Source organism: uncultured Devosia sp. (genome assembly GCF_913055165.1).
Lineage (GTDB): Bacteria > Pseudomonadota > Alphaproteobacteria > Rhizobiales > Devosiaceae > Devosia.
The window spans coordinates 1-16,917 of record NZ_CAJXJS010000048.1 but is presented as its reverse complement, the minus strand read 5'-3'; the positions used below and the strand labels follow the sequence as shown (position 1 = coordinate 16,917).

17 protein-coding genes and 1 pseudogene are annotated in these 16,917 nt (G+C 63.3%); 2 read left to right on the top strand and 16 right to left on the bottom strand.

Annotated elements, in window-relative coordinates; translation table 11 throughout:
• Positions 1-17: 17 nt before the first annotated feature.
• The 7 genes from QZ564_RS14365 to ccmI all read right to left on the bottom strand — a co-directional run bounded on the left by QZ564_RS14365 (position 18) and on the right by ccmI (position 7,862).
• Positions 18-1,436 (bottom strand): ATP-binding protein, encoded by a 1,419-nt coding sequence (locus QZ564_RS14365; RefSeq protein WP_297111280.1) that lies wholly within the window; start codon positions 1,434-1,436, stop codon positions 18-20.
• A gap of 3 nt (positions 1,437-1,439) precedes the next feature.
• Positions 1,440-2,111, bottom strand: a complete 672-nt coding sequence (locus QZ564_RS14360; protein WP_297111277.1) for a response regulator transcription factor — start codon at positions 2,109-2,111, stop codon at positions 1,440-1,442.
• Positions 2,112-2,176: 65 nt separating this feature from the next.
• Positions 2,177-3,718: a Do family serine endopeptidase gene (locus QZ564_RS14355; protein WP_297111274.1), complete on the bottom strand. Its 1,542-nt coding sequence runs from the start codon at positions 3,716-3,718 to the stop codon at positions 2,177-2,179.
• A gap of 124 nt (positions 3,719-3,842) precedes the next feature.
• On the bottom strand, positions 3,843-4,307 hold the full coding sequence (locus QZ564_RS14350) for a cytochrome c-type biogenesis protein (protein WP_297111271.1): 465 nt from the start codon (positions 4,305-4,307) through the stop codon (positions 3,843-3,845).
• A complete protein-coding gene (locus QZ564_RS14345; RefSeq protein ID WP_297111268.1) occupies positions 4,304-6,277 on the bottom strand; it encodes a heme lyase CcmF/NrfE family subunit in 1,974 nt (657 codons plus the stop codon). Before QZ564_RS14345 ends, QZ564_RS14350 begins: the two co-directional genes overlap by 4 nt.
• Positions 6,274-6,750, bottom strand: a complete 477-nt coding sequence (gene ccmE, locus QZ564_RS14340) for a cytochrome c maturation protein CcmE (RefSeq protein ID WP_297111265.1) — start codon at positions 6,748-6,750, stop codon at positions 6,274-6,276. The genes QZ564_RS14345 and ccmE overlap by 4 nt, the downstream gene beginning before the upstream one ends.
• A 2-nt stretch (positions 6,751-6,752) precedes the next feature.
• Entirely contained in the window at positions 6,753-7,862 is a 1,110-nt protein-coding gene (gene ccmI / locus QZ564_RS14335; protein WP_297111262.1) for a c-type cytochrome biogenesis protein CcmI, read from the bottom strand.
• A 105-nt stretch (positions 7,863-7,967) separates the two neighbouring features.
• Between ccmI and QZ564_RS14330 the strand changes: the two genes are divergently transcribed.
• On the top strand, positions 7,968-9,044 hold the full coding sequence (locus tag QZ564_RS14330; protein WP_297111259.1) for an FAD-dependent oxidoreductase: 1,077 nt from the start codon (positions 7,968-7,970) through the stop codon (positions 9,042-9,044).
• Entirely contained in the window at positions 9,041-11,020 is a 1,980-nt protein-coding gene (locus tag QZ564_RS14325) for an FAD-dependent oxidoreductase (RefSeq protein WP_297111255.1), read from the top strand. The genes QZ564_RS14330 and QZ564_RS14325 overlap by 4 nt, the downstream gene beginning before the upstream one ends.
• On the opposite strand, the gene QZ564_RS14320 is transcribed toward QZ564_RS14325, so the two are convergent.
• The 9 genes and pseudogenes from QZ564_RS14320 to QZ564_RS14275 form a co-directional block, all read right to left on the bottom strand.
• Complete coding sequence (locus QZ564_RS14320; protein WP_297111252.1) at positions 11,021-12,088, bottom strand: hypothetical protein; 1,068 nt, start codon at positions 12,086-12,088, stop codon at positions 11,021-11,023.
• Between the two features lie 234 nt (positions 12,089-12,322).
• Positions 12,323-12,796, bottom strand: a complete 474-nt coding sequence (locus QZ564_RS14315) for an RT0821/Lpp0805 family surface protein (protein WP_297111249.1) — start codon at positions 12,794-12,796, stop codon at positions 12,323-12,325.
• A gap of 61 nt (positions 12,797-12,857) precedes the next feature.
• The gene (locus tag QZ564_RS14310) at positions 12,858-14,237 is read right to left on the bottom strand and encodes a HAMP domain-containing sensor histidine kinase (protein WP_297111247.1); all 1,380 of its coding nucleotides are present in this window, start codon (positions 14,235-14,237) and stop codon (positions 12,858-12,860) included.
• A gap of 43 nt (positions 14,238-14,280) precedes the next feature.
• Positions 14,281-14,940, bottom strand: a complete 660-nt coding sequence (locus QZ564_RS14305; RefSeq protein WP_297111244.1) for a response regulator transcription factor — start codon at positions 14,938-14,940, stop codon at positions 14,281-14,283.
• A gap of 23 nt (positions 14,941-14,963) precedes the next feature.
• Positions 14,964-15,263: a hypothetical protein gene (locus QZ564_RS14300; protein WP_297111241.1), complete on the bottom strand. Its 300-nt coding sequence runs from the start codon at positions 15,261-15,263 to the stop codon at positions 14,964-14,966.
• Between the two features lie 76 nt (positions 15,264-15,339).
• Entirely contained in the window at positions 15,340-15,525 is a 186-nt protein-coding gene (locus QZ564_RS14295; RefSeq protein ID WP_297111238.1) for a hypothetical protein, read from the bottom strand.
• Between the two features lie 154 nt (positions 15,526-15,679).
• Positions 15,680-15,988, bottom strand: a complete 309-nt coding sequence (locus tag QZ564_RS14290) for an HK97 family phage prohead protease (RefSeq protein WP_297111298.1) — start codon at positions 15,986-15,988, stop codon at positions 15,680-15,682.
• Positions 15,958-16,128, bottom strand: coding sequence for a hypothetical protein (locus QZ564_RS14285; protein ID WP_297111235.1), 171 nt, complete (start codon positions 16,126-16,128; stop codon positions 15,958-15,960). Before QZ564_RS14285 ends, QZ564_RS14290 begins: the two co-directional genes overlap by 31 nt.
• Before the next feature lie 492 nt (positions 16,129-16,620).
• A pseudogene (locus QZ564_RS14275) lies at positions 16,621-16,917 on the bottom strand (hypothetical protein); the annotation flags it as partial.

Genomic DNA, 16,917 nt, shown 5'->3' with positions numbered 1-16,917 from the left:
CTCCGACAAGGTGGCCGCTAGCGGGTGGGGATGGCCAAGACCGCCCGGACCCCTGGCGCATTATCCTCGACGCTGAATCGCCCGCCATGCAGCCGTGCCACCGCATTCACCAGAGACAAGCCCAGGCCGGAGCCCGGCTCGGACCGGCTCTTTTCCAGCCGCACGAAACGTTCAAGCACGCGCTTGCGGTCTCCTTCGGGGATGCCCGGGCCGTTGTCGGCCACGACAATCCGCACCTCGCCGCCTTCGCGGTGGACGCCTACTGCAATCCTGCCGGCGCTCCCCTCTTCCGGACGGGCGTATTTCATGGCGTTTTCCAGCAGGTTCACCATGGCCTGCCCGATCAACTCGCGATTGGCCTTGAGGGTGATGCTCGGTTCAATATTGGTTTCAACGGTGATGCCCTCGTCTTCGGCGACTGGCGTGTAGAGCTCGGCCACGTCGGCGACGATCTCGCTGATATTGATCTCCGAGAGGGCGCCGGAGGGCGCTCCGGCCTCCACCCGTGCAATCATCAGCAGGGCGTTGAAGGTCTGGATCAGGCGGTCGCTTTCGGTGATGACGGTTTCGAGCGCCTGTTCGCGCGTTTCGTTTGTTGCCGTGTCGCGCAGCGCGGCCTCGGCCTGATTGCGCAGCCGTGTGAGCGGGGTCTTGAGGTCGTGCGCCACATTGTCGGTGACTTCCTTCAGCCCTTGCAGCAACTGCTCGATGCGGTCGAGCATGGCGTTGAGATTGGTGGCAAGGGCATCGAACTCATCATCCCGTTTGGTGACGGGCACGCGCTCGGACAGATTGCCGGACATGATCTTGGTCGAGGTCTGCTGGATGGTGTCGATGCGGCGCAACACGCGACGCGCTGTTATGCCGCCAGCAATCAGCGAGAACAGGATGATCCCGACCACACCGACGAGAAAGCTCTGCAGAATGATGGCGGAATAGCCCCGCCGTTCGACAATGTCCCGGCCGACGACCAGGCGCATGCCGTTGTCCAGCGCCACCGAGCGGACTACTGCCACGCCCTCCCGCTGGCGTGGAGGACGAAGCGCGTCGGCATTGACATCGTCGCCCAAAGGATTGGGCCGCTCATAGTCGAAGCTGTAGACGCCCGGTGTAATGACCACTTCGGCCGGAACATCGGTGACATTGCCCAGCAGATAGAGGCCCGAGGCATCACCCAGAAAATAGATGCCGGGGCCCGGCTGGCTGGAGAGCCGGTTTACTGCAAAAGCCAGCGCCCTGATCCCCTGATTGGCGGCAATGCGCTGAAACTGGAGGATTTCGCGATCAATGTCCTCGGTCTGCTGGCGCTGTATCTGCACACTCGACTGCCAGCCAATAAATCCCATCAGCAGGATGGCGAACACCACGAAGATGGCAATGAATGTGGCTGTCAGCCGGACGGTGGACGTCCGCCAGACCTGGGCAAGGCGGCTCACGGGTTACTCCCGGATCATGTAGCCGGCGCCGCGCACCGTGTGGAGCAGCGGATTGGCATGCCCCTTGTCGATCTTGGACCGGAGACGGGACATGTGCACATCAATGACGTTGGTCTGCGGATCGAAGTGATAATCCCAGACGTTTTCGAGCAACATGGTCCGTGTCACCACCTTGCCGGCGTTCTTCATCAGATATTCGAGCAGGCGAAATTCGCGCGGCTGGAGCAAGATGATCTCGCCATCGCGCTCGACCTTCCGGCTCAGCCGGTCCAGCGTCAGCCCGCCCACGGCGTAGCTGGTTGCGGCTTCCGCAGGGCTGGAGCGGCGCGCCAAGACTTCGACGCGCGCCAAAAGCTCGGTGAAGGCGTAGGGCTTGGTCAGATAGTCGTCGCCGCCAGCGCGCAGGCCCGTCACGCGGTCGTCCACCTCTCCCAAAGCCGAGAGGATCAGCACCGGGGTCTTGTCGTCTTCCGCCCGCAGGCTTTCGACTATGGAAAGGCCATCGCGGCGCGGCAGCATGCGGTCGACAATGAGCACGTCGTAGTCCATGCCCGACGCCATGGCATAGCCGGTTTCACCGTCGGCTGCATGATGGGTGACATGACCGGCCTCATCGAGGGCCTGGACGAGATAGCTCGCCGCTTCGCGGTCGTCTTCGATGAGCAGGATTTTCACTGTGACGCTCCAGCAAATTCTGAGGTGCGGGCCCCGGCGTTTGCCGGGACCCGCTAAGTCGATGCTTATTCAGTATCGCCAATCGGCAGGCCGACGAAGCGGGATTCGCCGTTCCGCGCCACTTTGATCAATACCGTATCCAAGCCACGATCGCGCACGGCCTGAACCGCGGCATCGAAGTCGGCAGGTTCGGAAACCGGCTTGTTGTCAACTTCGAGAATGACGTCGCCGGTGGCGAAACCGCGCTCGGCGGCGGGGCTGTCACCGTCCACGTTCTGGATCAGCAGACCGCCCGTACCATCGCCGTTGGGCACCAGCGTCATGCCGAGAGCTGTGGCCGCTTCGGGCAGGGCCTGGGGCGGAGTCGGCGGGGTCGGGGTCTCGGCCGCGACCGATTCATCCAGCTGCTGCAGCTGAACCGAAACAGTGGTCTCCCCACCATCGCGCCAGATGGTCAATTCCACCGTCGAGTCGGGAGCCTTGCCGGCAATCGTACGGCTCAGGTCGAGCGCGTCGCTGATCTCCTCGCCGTCAACCTGGAGGATGATGTCGCCCGAACGCACGCCAGCGGCACCGGCCGGGCCATCTTCGGTTGGCTCCCGCACGATCGCGCCGCGCGCATTGGGCAGGCCTACGCTATCGGCGATATCACCGGTGACATCCTGGATGGACACACCGAGATAGCCGCGGGTTACCGTGCCGTCCTCAATAAGCTGGTTGACGATCTGCTGAACGGTGCGGGCCGGAATAGCGAAGGCGATACCCACATTGCCGCCAGTCGGCGAATAGATGGCGGTGTTGACGCCAACGACTTCACCAAGGGCGTTGAAGGCCGGACCGCCGGAGTTGCCGGTATTCACCGCCGCGTCGATCTGCAGGAAATCCCCATAGTTGGAACCGCCGATGTCGCGACCGGTGCCCGAGATCACGCCGACAGTGACGGTGCCGCCAAGGCCAAACGGATTACCCACGGCAATGACCCAGTCACCAACGCGGCTCGGCTCGCTGTCGCTCTCGAAGCCGACGAAAGGCAGATCCTCGCCCTCGATCTTGAGCACGGCCAGGTCGGTCCGCTGGTCGGTGCCGACAATTTCGGCAACCTGCTCTGTGCCATCCTCGAAGACAACCGTCACCTTGGTTGCGTCCTCGACGACGTGATTGTTGGTCACCACATAGCCATCAGCGGAAATGATGAAGCCAGAGCCGGCTGCCATAAAGCGGCGCGGAGCGCTCTGCCCTCCGGGTGCGCCCTGACCGTTCGGAGCACCGAACTGGTCGAAGAAGTCGCGGAACGGATGGTCTTCCGGAAGATCGGGGAAGTTGAATTCGAAGTTGAAGTCGCGGCCGCCACGCTGGACGGTCCGCCCGGGGGCTTCGGCCTCAACCAGGATCGACACGACGGCTGGCTTGACCGCCTCGACCAGGTCAGCGAAGCCCTGCTGGACCTGAGCCTGGGGGACCACGATCTGTGCAGCATTCTGCATCTGCGCATTGGCGGCCTGGCCGGTGAGCACAAATGCGGTGGAAACGCCGCCGGCGCCGACGAGAAGGGCCAGGGCGGAAGCGCCGAGCCAGCGACGGGTGCGCGAAAGTATTGTCGAACGCATGGGAACGTATCTCCTTCGTTAAGCTCTCAACAGCTTGTGGCGATACGTATGGAACGACGGGCCTTTCTGCGAAGTTGCGCCAAGATTAAGGTTTGGCAATGTTGCAGGCGGGATTGTGTTGGGACTAGGGAGCGTCCCTGCCTCTTTTCAGCGCTTCGAGCGCTGCGGCTTCGTCTTCGCTCAGGCCCTCAGGCCCTGACGAATGATGGCGCCGACGCGCGAAGACCAAGGCAACAAGGCCGATGAGCAGCAATATTGGCGCTGCAGTCCAGAGCAGGATCGTATGAGCCCCCAGGCGGGGATTGAGCAGGACGTATTCGCCATAGCGGTCAACGACATATTGCTCGACCTGGGCGTTGGTGTCTCCCGCAACAAGTCGCTCACGCACGAGTATACGCAGGTCGCGCGCCAGATCCGCATCGCTGTCGTCGATCGACTGATTCTGACAGACTAGGCACCGCAGGCCCGCGGAGATATCACGCGCCCGTTGCTCCAAAGCAGGATCGGCCAGAACCTCGTCGGGCCCCACGGCCAGGGCGGCCGAAGACAGGGCAAGCACCAGGCTCAGCACGAGCGCGCGGAAGATCATCGAGTCGCCCCCAGGCTGAGTTTCTGCCGCGATTGCGGGGCGCCCAGCCGGATGCGCCGGTCTGTCAGGGACAGCACCCCGGCCACAGCCATCACCAGCGTTCCGAGCCAGATCAACAGGATATAGGGCTTGTGCCAGACACGCACGACATGGGTGTCGTCCAGAGGCTCACCCAACTGGAGGTAAAGTTGTGACAGACCATATGTCTGTATGGCCGCCTCGGTGGTTGGCATGCCGCTGGCCACATAGGTGCGCCGCTCGGCCACAAGCTCGGCAGTACCGCCATCAGGCGCAGTGACGGTGAAACGGCCGGCATCGGCAAGGTAGTTTGCCCCTTCGGACTGCTCGAAGCTGTCAAAGGCAATATTGGATCCGGCCAGCTCGGCGCTTTCACCTGGGTTAAGCGTAGTGACAAGCTCCGTCTCCCATGCGGAAACCGACACAATGCCCAGCACCGTGAGGCCCAGGCCCAGATGACCAATGGCGGTCGACCAGATGCTGCGCGAAAGCCCGGCCAGGCGTCTCAGGCTTTCAGCGAGCGGGATACGGCCAAGCCGGCTGCGTTCGATTACCTCGGCCACCGCACCAAACGACACCCAGAAGCCCAATAGCAGGCCAATCGGCACCAGCGAAATGGAATTGCCGGCAAGGGCTGAAATCAGAATGGCCAGGAAGATGGCCAGGGCTGCAAAGCCCATCAATCTCTGGCCAGCCGCGACAAGGTCTGCCCGCTTCCATGCCAGGAGTGGACCGAAGGGGAGTACGAGAAGCAGCGGCGCCATGAGGGCGCCGAAGGTGAAGTTGAAGAAAGGCGCACCAACCGAAATGGTCGTGCCCGTCAGGGCATCGAGCAGCAACGGATAGAGTGTACCCACCAGCACGGCGCCAACGGCAGTAGCCAGAAACAGGTTATTGAGGATCAGCGCGCCTTCGCGGCTGATCGGCGCAAACAAACCACCCTGGCGCAGCGCCGGCGAACGAATTGCAAAGAGTAAAAAGGCGCCGCCGATAAGCAGGGCGAGAATGGTGAGGATCACCAGGCCGCGCGTGGGATCGCTGGCAAAGGTATGGACCGAGGTCAGGATGCCCGAGCGCACGAGGAATGTGCCCAGAAGCGAGAGGGAGAAAGTGATAATGGCCAGAAAGATCGTCCAGATCTTGAGCGCATTGCGCTTTTCCATCACCAGCGCGGAATGCAGCAGCGCGGTTCCCGCCAGCCACGGCATGAAGCTGGCGTTTTCCACGGGGTCCCAGAACCACCAGCCGCCCCAACCCAGCTCATAATAAGCCCAGTAGGACCCCATGGCGATGCCCAGGGTCAGGAAGGTCCAGCTCAGCATCGTCCATGGCCGCACCCAGCGGGCCCAGGCCTGGTCGATGCGCCCCGATACCAGCGCTGCGATGGCGAAGGAGAAGCAGATCGAAAAGCCGACATAGCCCGCGTAGAGCAAGGGGGGATGAATGGCCAGGCCAATATCCTGCAGTACGGGATTGAGATCTCCCCCTTCCAGCGGCGCGGGGGAGAGGCGGACAAAGGGGTTGGACGTAAAGAGCGTGAAGCCCGAGAAGGCCGCTGTCAGCAGGCTCTGGGTGCCAAGCACCAGATTGGACAGGTCCGATGGCAGCGAACGACCGAAAGCGGCCACCAACGCCCCAAACAGCACCAGAATGAGGACCCAGAGCAGCATGGAGCCTTCGTGATTGCCCCAAACGCCGGAGATCTTGAAGATCAGCGGCTTGAGGGAGTGCGAATGATTGGCTGCAAGGGCGAGGCTGAAGTCGGAAACGACAAAAGCGTGCACCACAGCCAGGAAGGCGAGTGCCACCAGAACGAATTGCAGCACTGCAGCCTGGCCCAGAACAGCCGACAGGCGCTCGCCGCGCCGCCACAAGGTCAGCCCTCCGACCGCCGACACCACGGAAATGGCGAAGGCCAGAACCAGTGCAAAATGCCCAAGCTCGATGCTCACTGGCCCGCCGCCTCCGGCCGCCATTCGCCCTGGGCTTTCAGGGCCTCGACGACTTCCTTGGGAATGTAGTTCTCGTCGTGCTTGGCAAGGACGTTTGTGGCCTCGAACCGTCCATCCGTCCCAAGGCTGCCCTCGGCAACGACCCCCTGCCCTTCACGGAACAGGTCGGGAAGGATGCCGACATAATGAGCCACGATTTCCTGCCCACCATCGGTGATCACGAAGACATTCTCCTGGCCGTCGCGCATCCAGCTACCGTCCTTGACCAACCCTCCCAGCCGAATGGGTTGGCCCGGTGCAACCTCGCGCGCCACGACGTCGCTGGGGGCGTAGAAAAAGACAATCTGGTCGCGCAAGGCGGTCAGCACGAGAGCCGTCGCAATGGCGATCACAACGGCCAACCCGCCAATCACAACGAGACGCTTCTGCTTTCGGGTCATGCCCCGACGGCGGACATTGGCCGGCATAGTCATGGTCAGTCTCCGTTCAGTGTCAGGCCTGCGCCCAGTGCCAGCCCATCCAGGTCGCCCCGATCAAATGCGGCGGGGAAAGCCTCAACGGCAGCATCGTAAGCCTGTTGGGCGCTCTCCTGATCCCCCAGGACCAGATAGGAGCGCACCAGTTGTGTCCATTCCTCGATCGTGCCGCCGTCCGAATATAGGCGGTCGGCCAACCCGCCCACCATGCGCATGATCAATTCTGACTGATCTTCGGCCACCGGAATTTCAGCACCACCGTTCTTTGCGACCAGAAGGCCCTGCCGTGCGGCCGGCAGCCAGGCCTCATCCCCCTTGGCCAGATCGATCGCCTGCTGCCAATATGTACCGGCCTGCTCGTAGTTCTCCAGGCGCATGTATTCGGCTGCCAGATACAACCTTGAGCGAATGTGGGCGGCGTCGCCCGCTGCCGCAGCGCGCAGCAAGTCCATGGCCTCCTCAGAACCGTCTCCTGCCGCTTGCAGCAGCAGGGCCTCGGCGAGGTCCGTTCGCAGTTCGGCGGTGGGGCCGGTCAGTTCGATGATGCGCCGATAGGCCTCAGCCGCATCGGCAAACCGGCCGAGCTCGATATAGGCCGGCGCAATCACCTGCCAGCCCCGCAGGTCCTCGGGCGTTTCGGCCAATCTGGCCTCGATCCGCGTAACGGCACCGCCAAGATCGAGTGTCTGGGCCGCCACTTCGGGCCGGCTTGCCAGCGGTTGCGCCGGCAGTTCCGGGCGCCCCAGAAAGGTGTAGGCGCCAAAAGTCAACGCGGCCACAGCAACGAGGCCCGCCACAAGCGGCGTCCTTGTCAGGGGCTTCGATACATTGGTGGACGAGGTCCGTTGGCTGCGCAGCACCTCGCGCGCCAGCTCTGCCCTTGCTGCCAGGGCTTGCTCGGCGTCAAGCTTTCCACTCTGTTCGTCGGCCTCGATAGCCGCCAGTGTCTCGCGAAATAGCTGGTTTTCATCAGCGATTTCGCCCGCGGGCGCGTTGACCGTGCGTCCGGCGGCCGCATAAAACAGGGCGGCGCACGCAATCGCGGTAACGGCAATGGCAATCGACCAGAAAATCATGGGCCCCAAACGCTTGTCTGCCAGACGCGGCAAGGCAAGGTCCTCTATAAGCGCAATGCGGCGAAAAACCACCAAAACCGTCGATAGCAGCAGGGACGCATTGCCACAGGGGCCCGTCGTCGCAGGCCTTTTTGCCGCATGAGCGAGACCGATTTCGACTTTGCCGTCTTCGGCTCCACACCGCTGGCCCAGCTTGTTGCAGGCCTGCTGGCCGGAACCCACGACCGGAAAGTGCTGCTGATCGGTGAAAGCCGGGCGAGTTACCGGCTGCCTCGCGGCATCGACCTTTCCGTGGCTCCCATTACCCGTCCTCAGACCTGGGCCTTGTTGAGCGATACGGTGCCAGAAACGGCGCGCCTTGTCGGCCGGGTATCTGGGCGGGGTGGTGTGCTGCGCGTGGACCCGGTGTTCTTTGCCGAGAACCCGCAGGCTGTCGAAGCGCTACTGCACATACGCCATATGGCACCGGGATTTGGAACCGCGGCAGAGCCCGTGCCGCAATCCAGCCTGGGTGGAAATCGTTCGGGCGCCGTCTTTCGCGACGCGCTCCGGTTGAATCGCCCGCAATTGGAGTCAGGGCTGGAGGCGTGGCTTGCCGACCAGAAGGTGGCTCGAATAGCGGCGCAATCGGTCGGGATTGCGGAGGACGGGCAAGCCGAACTCGTGACCGATTCGGGCTCCTATCGTGCGCGTCAGGCCGTTCTGGCTGACGATGAGGCGATCACGGCATGGTTGCCGCTCAGGCAGTGGCCAAAGCAGCTCCGGCGCATCGAGCACACCGCAATCCTCACCACGCCCACCCGGCCTCTGGCATCTTCGATCATGCTGGAGCTGGATAGCGGCGTATTCCTGACCCAGCAGCCGGAGGGCGGCGTCGCCGCATTCGGTCCCGGCGACAGAGCATGGTTTTCAGAACACCTGCAGGGGCTGCTCGGCCGGGAGCGGCAGATCGAGCAAGCGGGCCAGACCAGCTATTCCGGACTTGCCACCATGGATGGCGCGCCCGCCTTCGGTCGCGTGGCCGGGGCAGGCGCCGATATTGTCGTGGGCACCGGCAGCTATGGCGCCTTCATCGCTCCGGCGCTGGCCCGCTGGCTCGCCGGAACGCCTTCGCCCTTGGAAGCGCAGTGGTTTGACCATCATCTGGTGAGCCGCGACGGTGCGGACAGACGGCTTGTCGAGTTCTCCTGGACCCGGGGAGAACCGGTGAGGTGAGACCACAGATAAACCGCCTGCCGGCGGCTGCTGCAAAAGGCTTTTCCGGGTCGGCGATCGACCGGAACCGACCGATCCGTTTCCGGCTCGATGGACGACTGATGTCGGGCTTTGTCGGCGACACGATACTCAGCGCCGTCCTGGCCTCTGGGGTCGATACCATCGGAGTATCGCAGGGAAGCCCGGTCGGCCTGACATCCAGGGCATACCCCGCAATCAGGCATGCCAGCCTCGCCAACGACCCGCGCTTCGCCCTTCCCATGGACAGGACGCCCGCTCTGGACGGTGCGGAGTTTGTGACCTGCGTTCCACCGCAGGCGCGTGGTCTTGCTCGGCTGTTTCAGCCCGGCCGGACACTCGGCCGGGACCTCGACACAACCACCGCCTTCGAGGGGATGTGGAAGAGCGGGCCGGCAGAACGCGGCGAGCCTACGGACCTCCTGGTGGTCGGGGGCGGGGTTGCCGGGCTTTCAGCGGCGCTGGCGGCAACGCGAGCCGGTCTTGGCGTGACATTGGTGGAATCTCGCCCGTTTCTGGGTGGGTATTCCGGACTATTCGGGACTCTAGAGGGCGAAGACAGTCCTGAGGAGAGCATGAGCCGCCTGGGGGCGGAGGTACTGGCCGACAGCGCCATATCCGTTCTGACATCAGCCGCAGTCTTTTCTGTTCGACCCGGACTGGCGCGCCTTCACCAGGTCGAGCCTTCCAACGGACAGAACCGCGGCCGGGTTGTCGACATTCCTGCGGCCCGCACCGTGATCGCGACGGGGTCGATCGAACGTCTGCCCATCTTTGCCGGCAACCGGCTGCCCGGCGTAACCGGCAGTCTCGATGCCTATGAACTGGTTACCCGCTTTGGTGTCTGGCCCGGCCGCAACGCGATACTGGCTACGGCCACCAATCCGGCCTATCGTCTTGCCATGCTGGCCAGCGATGCCGGGATCGAGATTCGCCGCATACTCGATAGCAGGCCCCATTCTGCCTCGCGGTTCATCGCCTTCTCGCGGGCCTACGGCATGGTCCAGTCCCCCGGCGCGACCATTGCCTCGGTGGGCGTGGCGCGGGCCGGGGGCACGCTGTCAGTGCATGTAGAGGGACGGAGCGGCATCCCACTGGTTACCGACAGACTTCTGGTCAGCGGTGGATGGCAGCCGGACCTCACGCTTTGGCATATCGCTGGAGGCGCCAGCCAGTGGCAGCATGAGCGCGGCCGTATTGAACCGCGAGGGGATCTCGATGGCATCGCCCTGGCCGGCAGCGCCGCGGGATATTACTCCAGGCGGGGCTGTATCCAGAGCGGTGCCGATGCGATCGACAAATTGCTGGGGCGCCCCCGACGACAGGTGGACGATCCAACGATCGACCCGATCTACGAAACGCCGGACGGTCCGCTTGCCATTGCGGCGCCGGATCCTGACACGGCACCGGCTTATCTCGATGGCGGCCCCGGGCTGTTGCAGCGGCCAGTCCCTCCGCGGCGTCGCCCGTGGCAAGTGCTCTGGCGGAGCGGGCCCTCAGGCCTGACCCTGCTTTCTGAGGCGCCGCAACCTCTCTCCGTCACCGAGGTGGCGGCGGGCGTCGAGCTGGATCTAATCCCCGAGCGGGCCGCAGGCATTGTCGCACAGGAGCGTGTCGCCTCCATTCCTTTGGCATCAGAGCAGGATCACTCCGTCACCGATCTTTGGGGGCCGGTCGGTCCCGGCGACGTCCCGCCCTATCTGGCTGGCCGCTTCGGTCCGGACGCCAAGGTCGTGCGCCTGCTGACCGCCGAACCGCGCGCGCTCGAGACTGGGGCGCTCATATTCCCCAATTCCGATACCAGGCACCCGCGGGAGGCCATTGGCGTCGTTCTGCGCTTCACGAGCGAGGGCCCGATGGCGCTCGTCAGCTCCGCGGTCGCGACGGCGGGCTTGCCGGTTGTCGTCAGGGACAAGGGCCAGACTGTGCCTGCAACAGCGGCACTGCAGGCCGATTGATCAGCTGCGGCGCTCTGCCGTCGCCCGGGCGCGCTTCAAAGTTTCGGCATATTCGGCGTTGAAACGAATTTCGGCCATCTTGATGGCGGCATCCAGGCGTGCCCCCGTCATCGGGTCGGCCGGGTTCTGTCGCAGTAGATCAAGATTGCGTTGAATATGCAGTTCCAGGGCCTGCCCCGTCTGGTTCCATGACTGGTCGAACACGGCGTTGAGCGCCAGGGAGTCGCGGCAGTCCCGCACCGCTGAAAGCAAGTAGACGCCATTGATGGCGCCCAACAGCCGGTCATTGTCGATCCGGTCTGCGCCTTCGCGCGGGCGGCGCATGGCTTGGTTGAGGTCGGTCACGACCTCGCGCAGGCGTGGCTCGACCCTGTCGGAGACCACCTTGGTGATGGCGGCCAGTATCTGCGTAGAGCGGCTGCCGCGTGCAAATTCGACATAGCCTGTCAGGGAGCGAACCAGACGGTGGAAGCGTTCGAGGCTGCGACAGACCATGTCGATATCGGCGAATGGTCCATTCAGTTGCAGGTTCTTCAACTGATTCTGGGCGTGCCCAAGCACTGCCTCGATCAGTGGCTCGAAGCCATTTCGGGTAATGGCCACCTCGCTGGCATTGCCACTGAGCTTGATAGCGGCAGTGATCAGCCGCGTCGGGTTGGCTACCTGCCCCAGCGCGGCGTGGAACAACAGGGCCGCCAGTTTTGGATCCTGCAACGGCATCGACTGCAGCGCCATGCCCAGCGCCGCCTCGTCACCCATGGTGTTGACGGCCTTGCCGAAGCTCTGCGCCTTGGGCAGAAGCGCCCGCGAGCGGAGCGCGGCCATGATCACCGCCGTCTCTTCCCGGAAGTTCTCGCGGCCTGACTGGGCGCGCAGGCGCCGCAATGCCTCGCTGTCGCGATCAATCTTTTCCAGTGCCGCCTTCATTCGGCTGAGCACTTCGGGCATCAGCGGCTCGAGATCGGCAGCGCCAAAATTGCCGTTGGCCGCCCCCTCTGCCGAAATCAGGTCTGGGCAGAGATCACGGACGATCCAGGTCCAGCTTGCCTGGGCGGCCTGCCGGCTCACTGATCCGCTCAGCGGGTAAAGTACTGGCTCGTCCACAAGAATTGGGTCGATGACGCCACAAAACAAGCGACGCACAGCGCCGGGCGACCGCGCCTCGGCTCTTGCGGGCGCGGATGTGGCGTTGTGAGTGCTTGCGGCAGGCTGGCTCATCAAAACTTCGGGTCAGGATAGACTTACCCATCGACCCTATAGGTCTATGGTAAACAATCCTTTTCCGGGCAGCCGACCCGATTGTCAGGCAGCACCCTGGACGACGTTCCAGTTGCCGTTCTGCTCACGGCAGGCAGTGCCCTTCTTGACGTAATCGGTACCGCCAATCTTCACGGTATGAGTGAAGTCACGGCAGTCGAGATTGTTCACCCGCACATATGGGCCAACGGCCACCGAACCGGTGGTGCCCTTGTCACCGGCCCACTGGCGCGGCGCACCCGGCCGACCGAACTGCAGGGCATAGAATTGGGCGCTATTGGCTTCATTCGAATCCTTGGCCGTCATCAGCGCCAGAGCCGCGGGATCGACAAACCCGTTCGCAATGCTGGTGGTCAACTTGGCGGTCTGCACGGTCTGCGCCGATGTGGGCACGAGCGGCTGAACCACCACCGGCTGGGCCACGACAGGCGCCTGTGCAACCCGCGTCGTGCCAGTGCTCGAACAAGCGGCCAAAGCCAGTGCGAAGATCGGGAGAGCGAGGAGCGAAAAGCGATTCATGGCGTGTGTGGCCTCTTGTGAAGTCTGTTGGTTCTTGTTGGCGCAATGCGGCGAAAGTGCGTCAGTTCCCGGGCGGCCGCACCAGCCCGCCCAGGCGAGCTGTCGGCAGGCGCAGCTCTACAAGAAGTCCGCCCAACTGCGAACGCTTTAGCTCGAGTTCGCCGCCATAGACATCGACCAGTTCCTTGACGATATCCAGCCCGAGGCCTGTTCCAGGCGTTTTCTCGTCCAGCCTGACACCGCGGCGCAACACTTTTTGCGCGTCCGCCTCTGAGAGGCCTGGGCCATTGTCGTCGATCCGCATCAAGAGCTGCGTACCGCGCTCACCACGAATACTGCTGAGCCGGACCCCGACCTGGCCCTTGGACCATTTGCAGGCATTGTCGAGCAGATTGCCGGCCATTTCCTCCAAATCGGCCTCATCGCCGCGGAACCAGGGCAGCGATGCGTCCGGCCGCTGAAAGGCGATGGTAACATCGGGGTGGATTTTGCGCATGACCCTGGTCAGCCGGAGCATGATCATGGTGGCGTCCGCCTTTTTGCCGACAACCGAGGTTCTGGCTGCCAGCCGGGCCCGCTCAAGATAGGTCGAGACCATATTGCTCATCTTCTCGGTCTCGGTGGTCACGATATCTGCCAGTGCGCCCTTTCGGGCGTGAGCTTCGTTGCGCAGCACAGCAATCGGGGTCTTGAGGCCATGCGCCAGATTCCCGACCTGATTACGGGCCCGTTCGATGATCTGGGTATTCGAGCGCAGCAACTCGTTGACCTCCTCGGCCAGAGGCGCGATCTCGGTGGGATACGTCCCTGACACCTCCGCGCTTTCTCCCTCGCGGACTGCTTCCACAGCGCTACTCAAACGCGCGATCGGACGAAGGGCGATGCGTGCCACGATCGCGCTCATCACCGCCAGCATCACCCCGACGGCACCAAGCACGATGAAGGTCTGCCCACGGAAATCGGCGACCAGCTCCAGCATTTCAGTGAGGTTTCCTGCCACCGTTATGCGATAGCTGGTATCGCCCAAGGAGACGCTGCGTTCCACCATCCGCAGCTGGGTACCAAAGGGATCGTTGATCACCTCGGTGCTGCGACCGAGGGCATCGGCTGCCGCACCAACACCCGGCAGATCGATGCCGACCACTGAAGTCGAGAGGTTGATCAGGCCACCTTCTTCGCCGCGGATGATCCAGTACCAACCCGAGCGCGGCCGCTCGAAGCGCGGGTCCGCCAGCGCGATATCGGGATCTTGGGGATCGCCGGTTTCCAGCAATGCCCCGGCCAGGCTCTCGACGTGAAAGTCGAGCGTCTCGGTCAGCGTCGTGTCCAGCGCGCGCGAGTAGAGGTCGGTGAGCAGAATGCCGGTCGTCACCAGCGCCAGCACCAGCCAGCCGGCGGAGAGCCAGAAAAGGGAAGCGGCGATCGAGCCCTTGCGCAGCATCTCAAGGCCTTCTCACATGAGCCACGCTGGAGCAACAGCCGGTTCAGTCGCCAACGATCTGGTAGCCCAGGCCGCGCACAGTCTGGATGCAATCCTCAGGCAGCTTCTTGCGCAGACGACCGACAAACACCTCAATGGTATTGCTGTCCCGATCAAAGTCCTGGTCATAGAGGTGCTCGGTCAACTCGGTGCGCGAAATCACCTTGCCCTTGTGATGCATCAGGTAGCTCAGCAGACGCAGTTCGTGGCTGGTCAGCTTCACGGACTGCCCTTCCACCGTCACCTTGCCGCTGCGCGCATCGAGGCGCACGGCGCCACAGACGATCTCATTGCTGGCATGGCCCGCCGCGCGGCGCACCAGAGCGCGCACCCGCGCCAGGACTTCCTCCATATGGAAGGGCTTGGCGACATAGTCGTCCGCGCCAGCATCGATGCCCTGCACCTTGTCGCTCCAGCGATCGCGGGCCGTCAGCAGCAGAACCGGCGTGGTCTTGCCCGCACGCCGCCATTCTTCGAGCACTGAGAGCCCGTCCATTTGCGGCAGGCCGATATCGAGAATGATGGCGTCATAGGGCTCCGTGTCGCCCAGGAAGTGTCCTTCCTCACCGTCGAATGCCACATCGACGGCATAACCGGCCTCAGTCAGGGCGTCCTTGAGCTGCCGATTGAGGTTGGTATCATCTTCAACCACGAGAATACGCATATCCGCCCCCGCAGGACTGGCCGTTATTGAGCACTCAGCGTCAGGTTTTGCGCCTGACCGTCAGGTGTGAGTACACCAATAACATATACCAGTACTCCTCCGTCGTCACACACCTGAACATTGAGGATTTCTGCATTAGGATCAACGCCAGACTGTGCCAGGACCGCGTCGAGCGACATGATCTGACCAGAAGACACGGCCTCCTGGATCTGGCGCTTGTCGAGGCAGGCCTGGGCCTGGCTCTGGCCGGTGCCTGCAAGGGCAAGCGCCAGGGCCAGGGCCGAAGCAACGGAGGCTGACGGTTTTGGGGCGTTCGTTTTCATGTCCCAAGCAATAGCGCCTGCAAACTGAATGGGACATGAATGCGGCAAGACTCCCCCGCTTTCCACACAATCGGCATCAGGCCCTGGCGATATCGCCCTTGAGACCCTTGCTCAGGAACAGAACAGCCAGCGCCTCAAGCACCAGGCTGCCTGCCGAACCGCTGTCGAGCGCGGGCAGGTCAACACCCAGCATCTGGGCGAGGCCCGCCACCAGCATGAAGGCGGCGAGGATATAGGTTTTGTAACCCGATAGAACGTCCATAACGTGATCTCCTGGGACCGAAGGATTGACCGCGGGAGCGACCGCAAGCGCGGCCCTCCGGACGGTTTCGACGCGCGGGTCCAGCCGCGGCCGAATATGGAAAAACTGGACAGCGCCTTGAGAAAGCCGAGCCGCCCATCACAGAGGGCGTTGATCAGGCGCGAAGCGTCGGCCCTGTTCGCGGCGGCGAGGCGATGCGCGCCTCCTCCATCATCGGAAAGGTGACGATCGAGACCTCATAGAGGTCGATCTCATACAGCAGGCGATCGCCGTCGCGGCGGCTGGCCTTGAGGGTGCGGAAGCCGATGGAGAGGCCATCGAGGGCCCCGTTTTCGATCAGCCGTTTGAGCGCGTCCGAGCGCGGCACGCCCGGAACCAGCCGTCCGGTCACGAACGGCCCGTGGGTGTCCTCTGCCATGCTCTCCCAGGTGCCTACGGGCTCCTTCGGGTCATGCTGGAACAGCAGCCTGACCCGCCCGCGCCGCTTTTCGAGGCTTTTGGCAGAAGCCCCGGCAGTACAATATCGCCGCCGCTGTCCAGCTTGTTGAAGACGCTGGCATAGCCGGCAAAGCGTCCCGCAGCGTCAATCGGAATGGCACTCATCCGCGCTTGGCCCCTCCGCTTTTCGGCTTGGGCGCCGAGCGCTGTTTGTCGGCCAGCGTACCCGCCAGGTTCCAGGCAAATTGCCGGAACGTCTGCTGCGCCGCCTCGCGATTCTGCTTGTCTGCCCTGGGCTTAGTCCTCCTTCCGGAAAAGCCGATTCAACTGTGCGATCTCCTGCACGAAGTCGTTGAAGTGTTGATTCACACGCGCCATTTCCCTCAAGCTCCACACGAGCAGGGCGCTCGAACCACTTGCCCAGAGGAAGAGAGCAAGATAGGCAAGGTCCCCCCGCTCGATGACGGTTTTGGTCAGCTCGTCCAACCGGCCCGAACTTGACCAACCAAAGACGGTAGATAACTTCGAACCGTCCCGAAGGCTAATTTGGTCCGGTGGGCCAAATTTTGGTTGAGTGGCAGCTCGAATGGCAGAGCCGGTCGCTCCCGCACGAAATCGCGCTCATGGCACGGCCGACTGAAAGCAGCGGCGGATGCCCTAGTCCATCTTCCCGGCCGCCTTGAGCGCCGCCTTGTCGCTCTTGGCGCCCATCGCCGCTAGGCCGCGCTCCACTGCATCCGCGATCATCCCCTTGGCGGCCACTTCCAGCTCCGGGCGGCAACGGGCGAGCGTCTTCAGCCCGACGATCAGGCGCAGCATGACCTCGATGCTGCCGGCGCCGTCGCGGGCGATCGGGCGGAAGGCGTCCGCCATCAGGTCGTCGGGATCGAGCGGGGCAACCAGCACCCGCTCATATTTGAACTCGCTGTCCTCCTCCGGGCGGTCCGCAAGGAC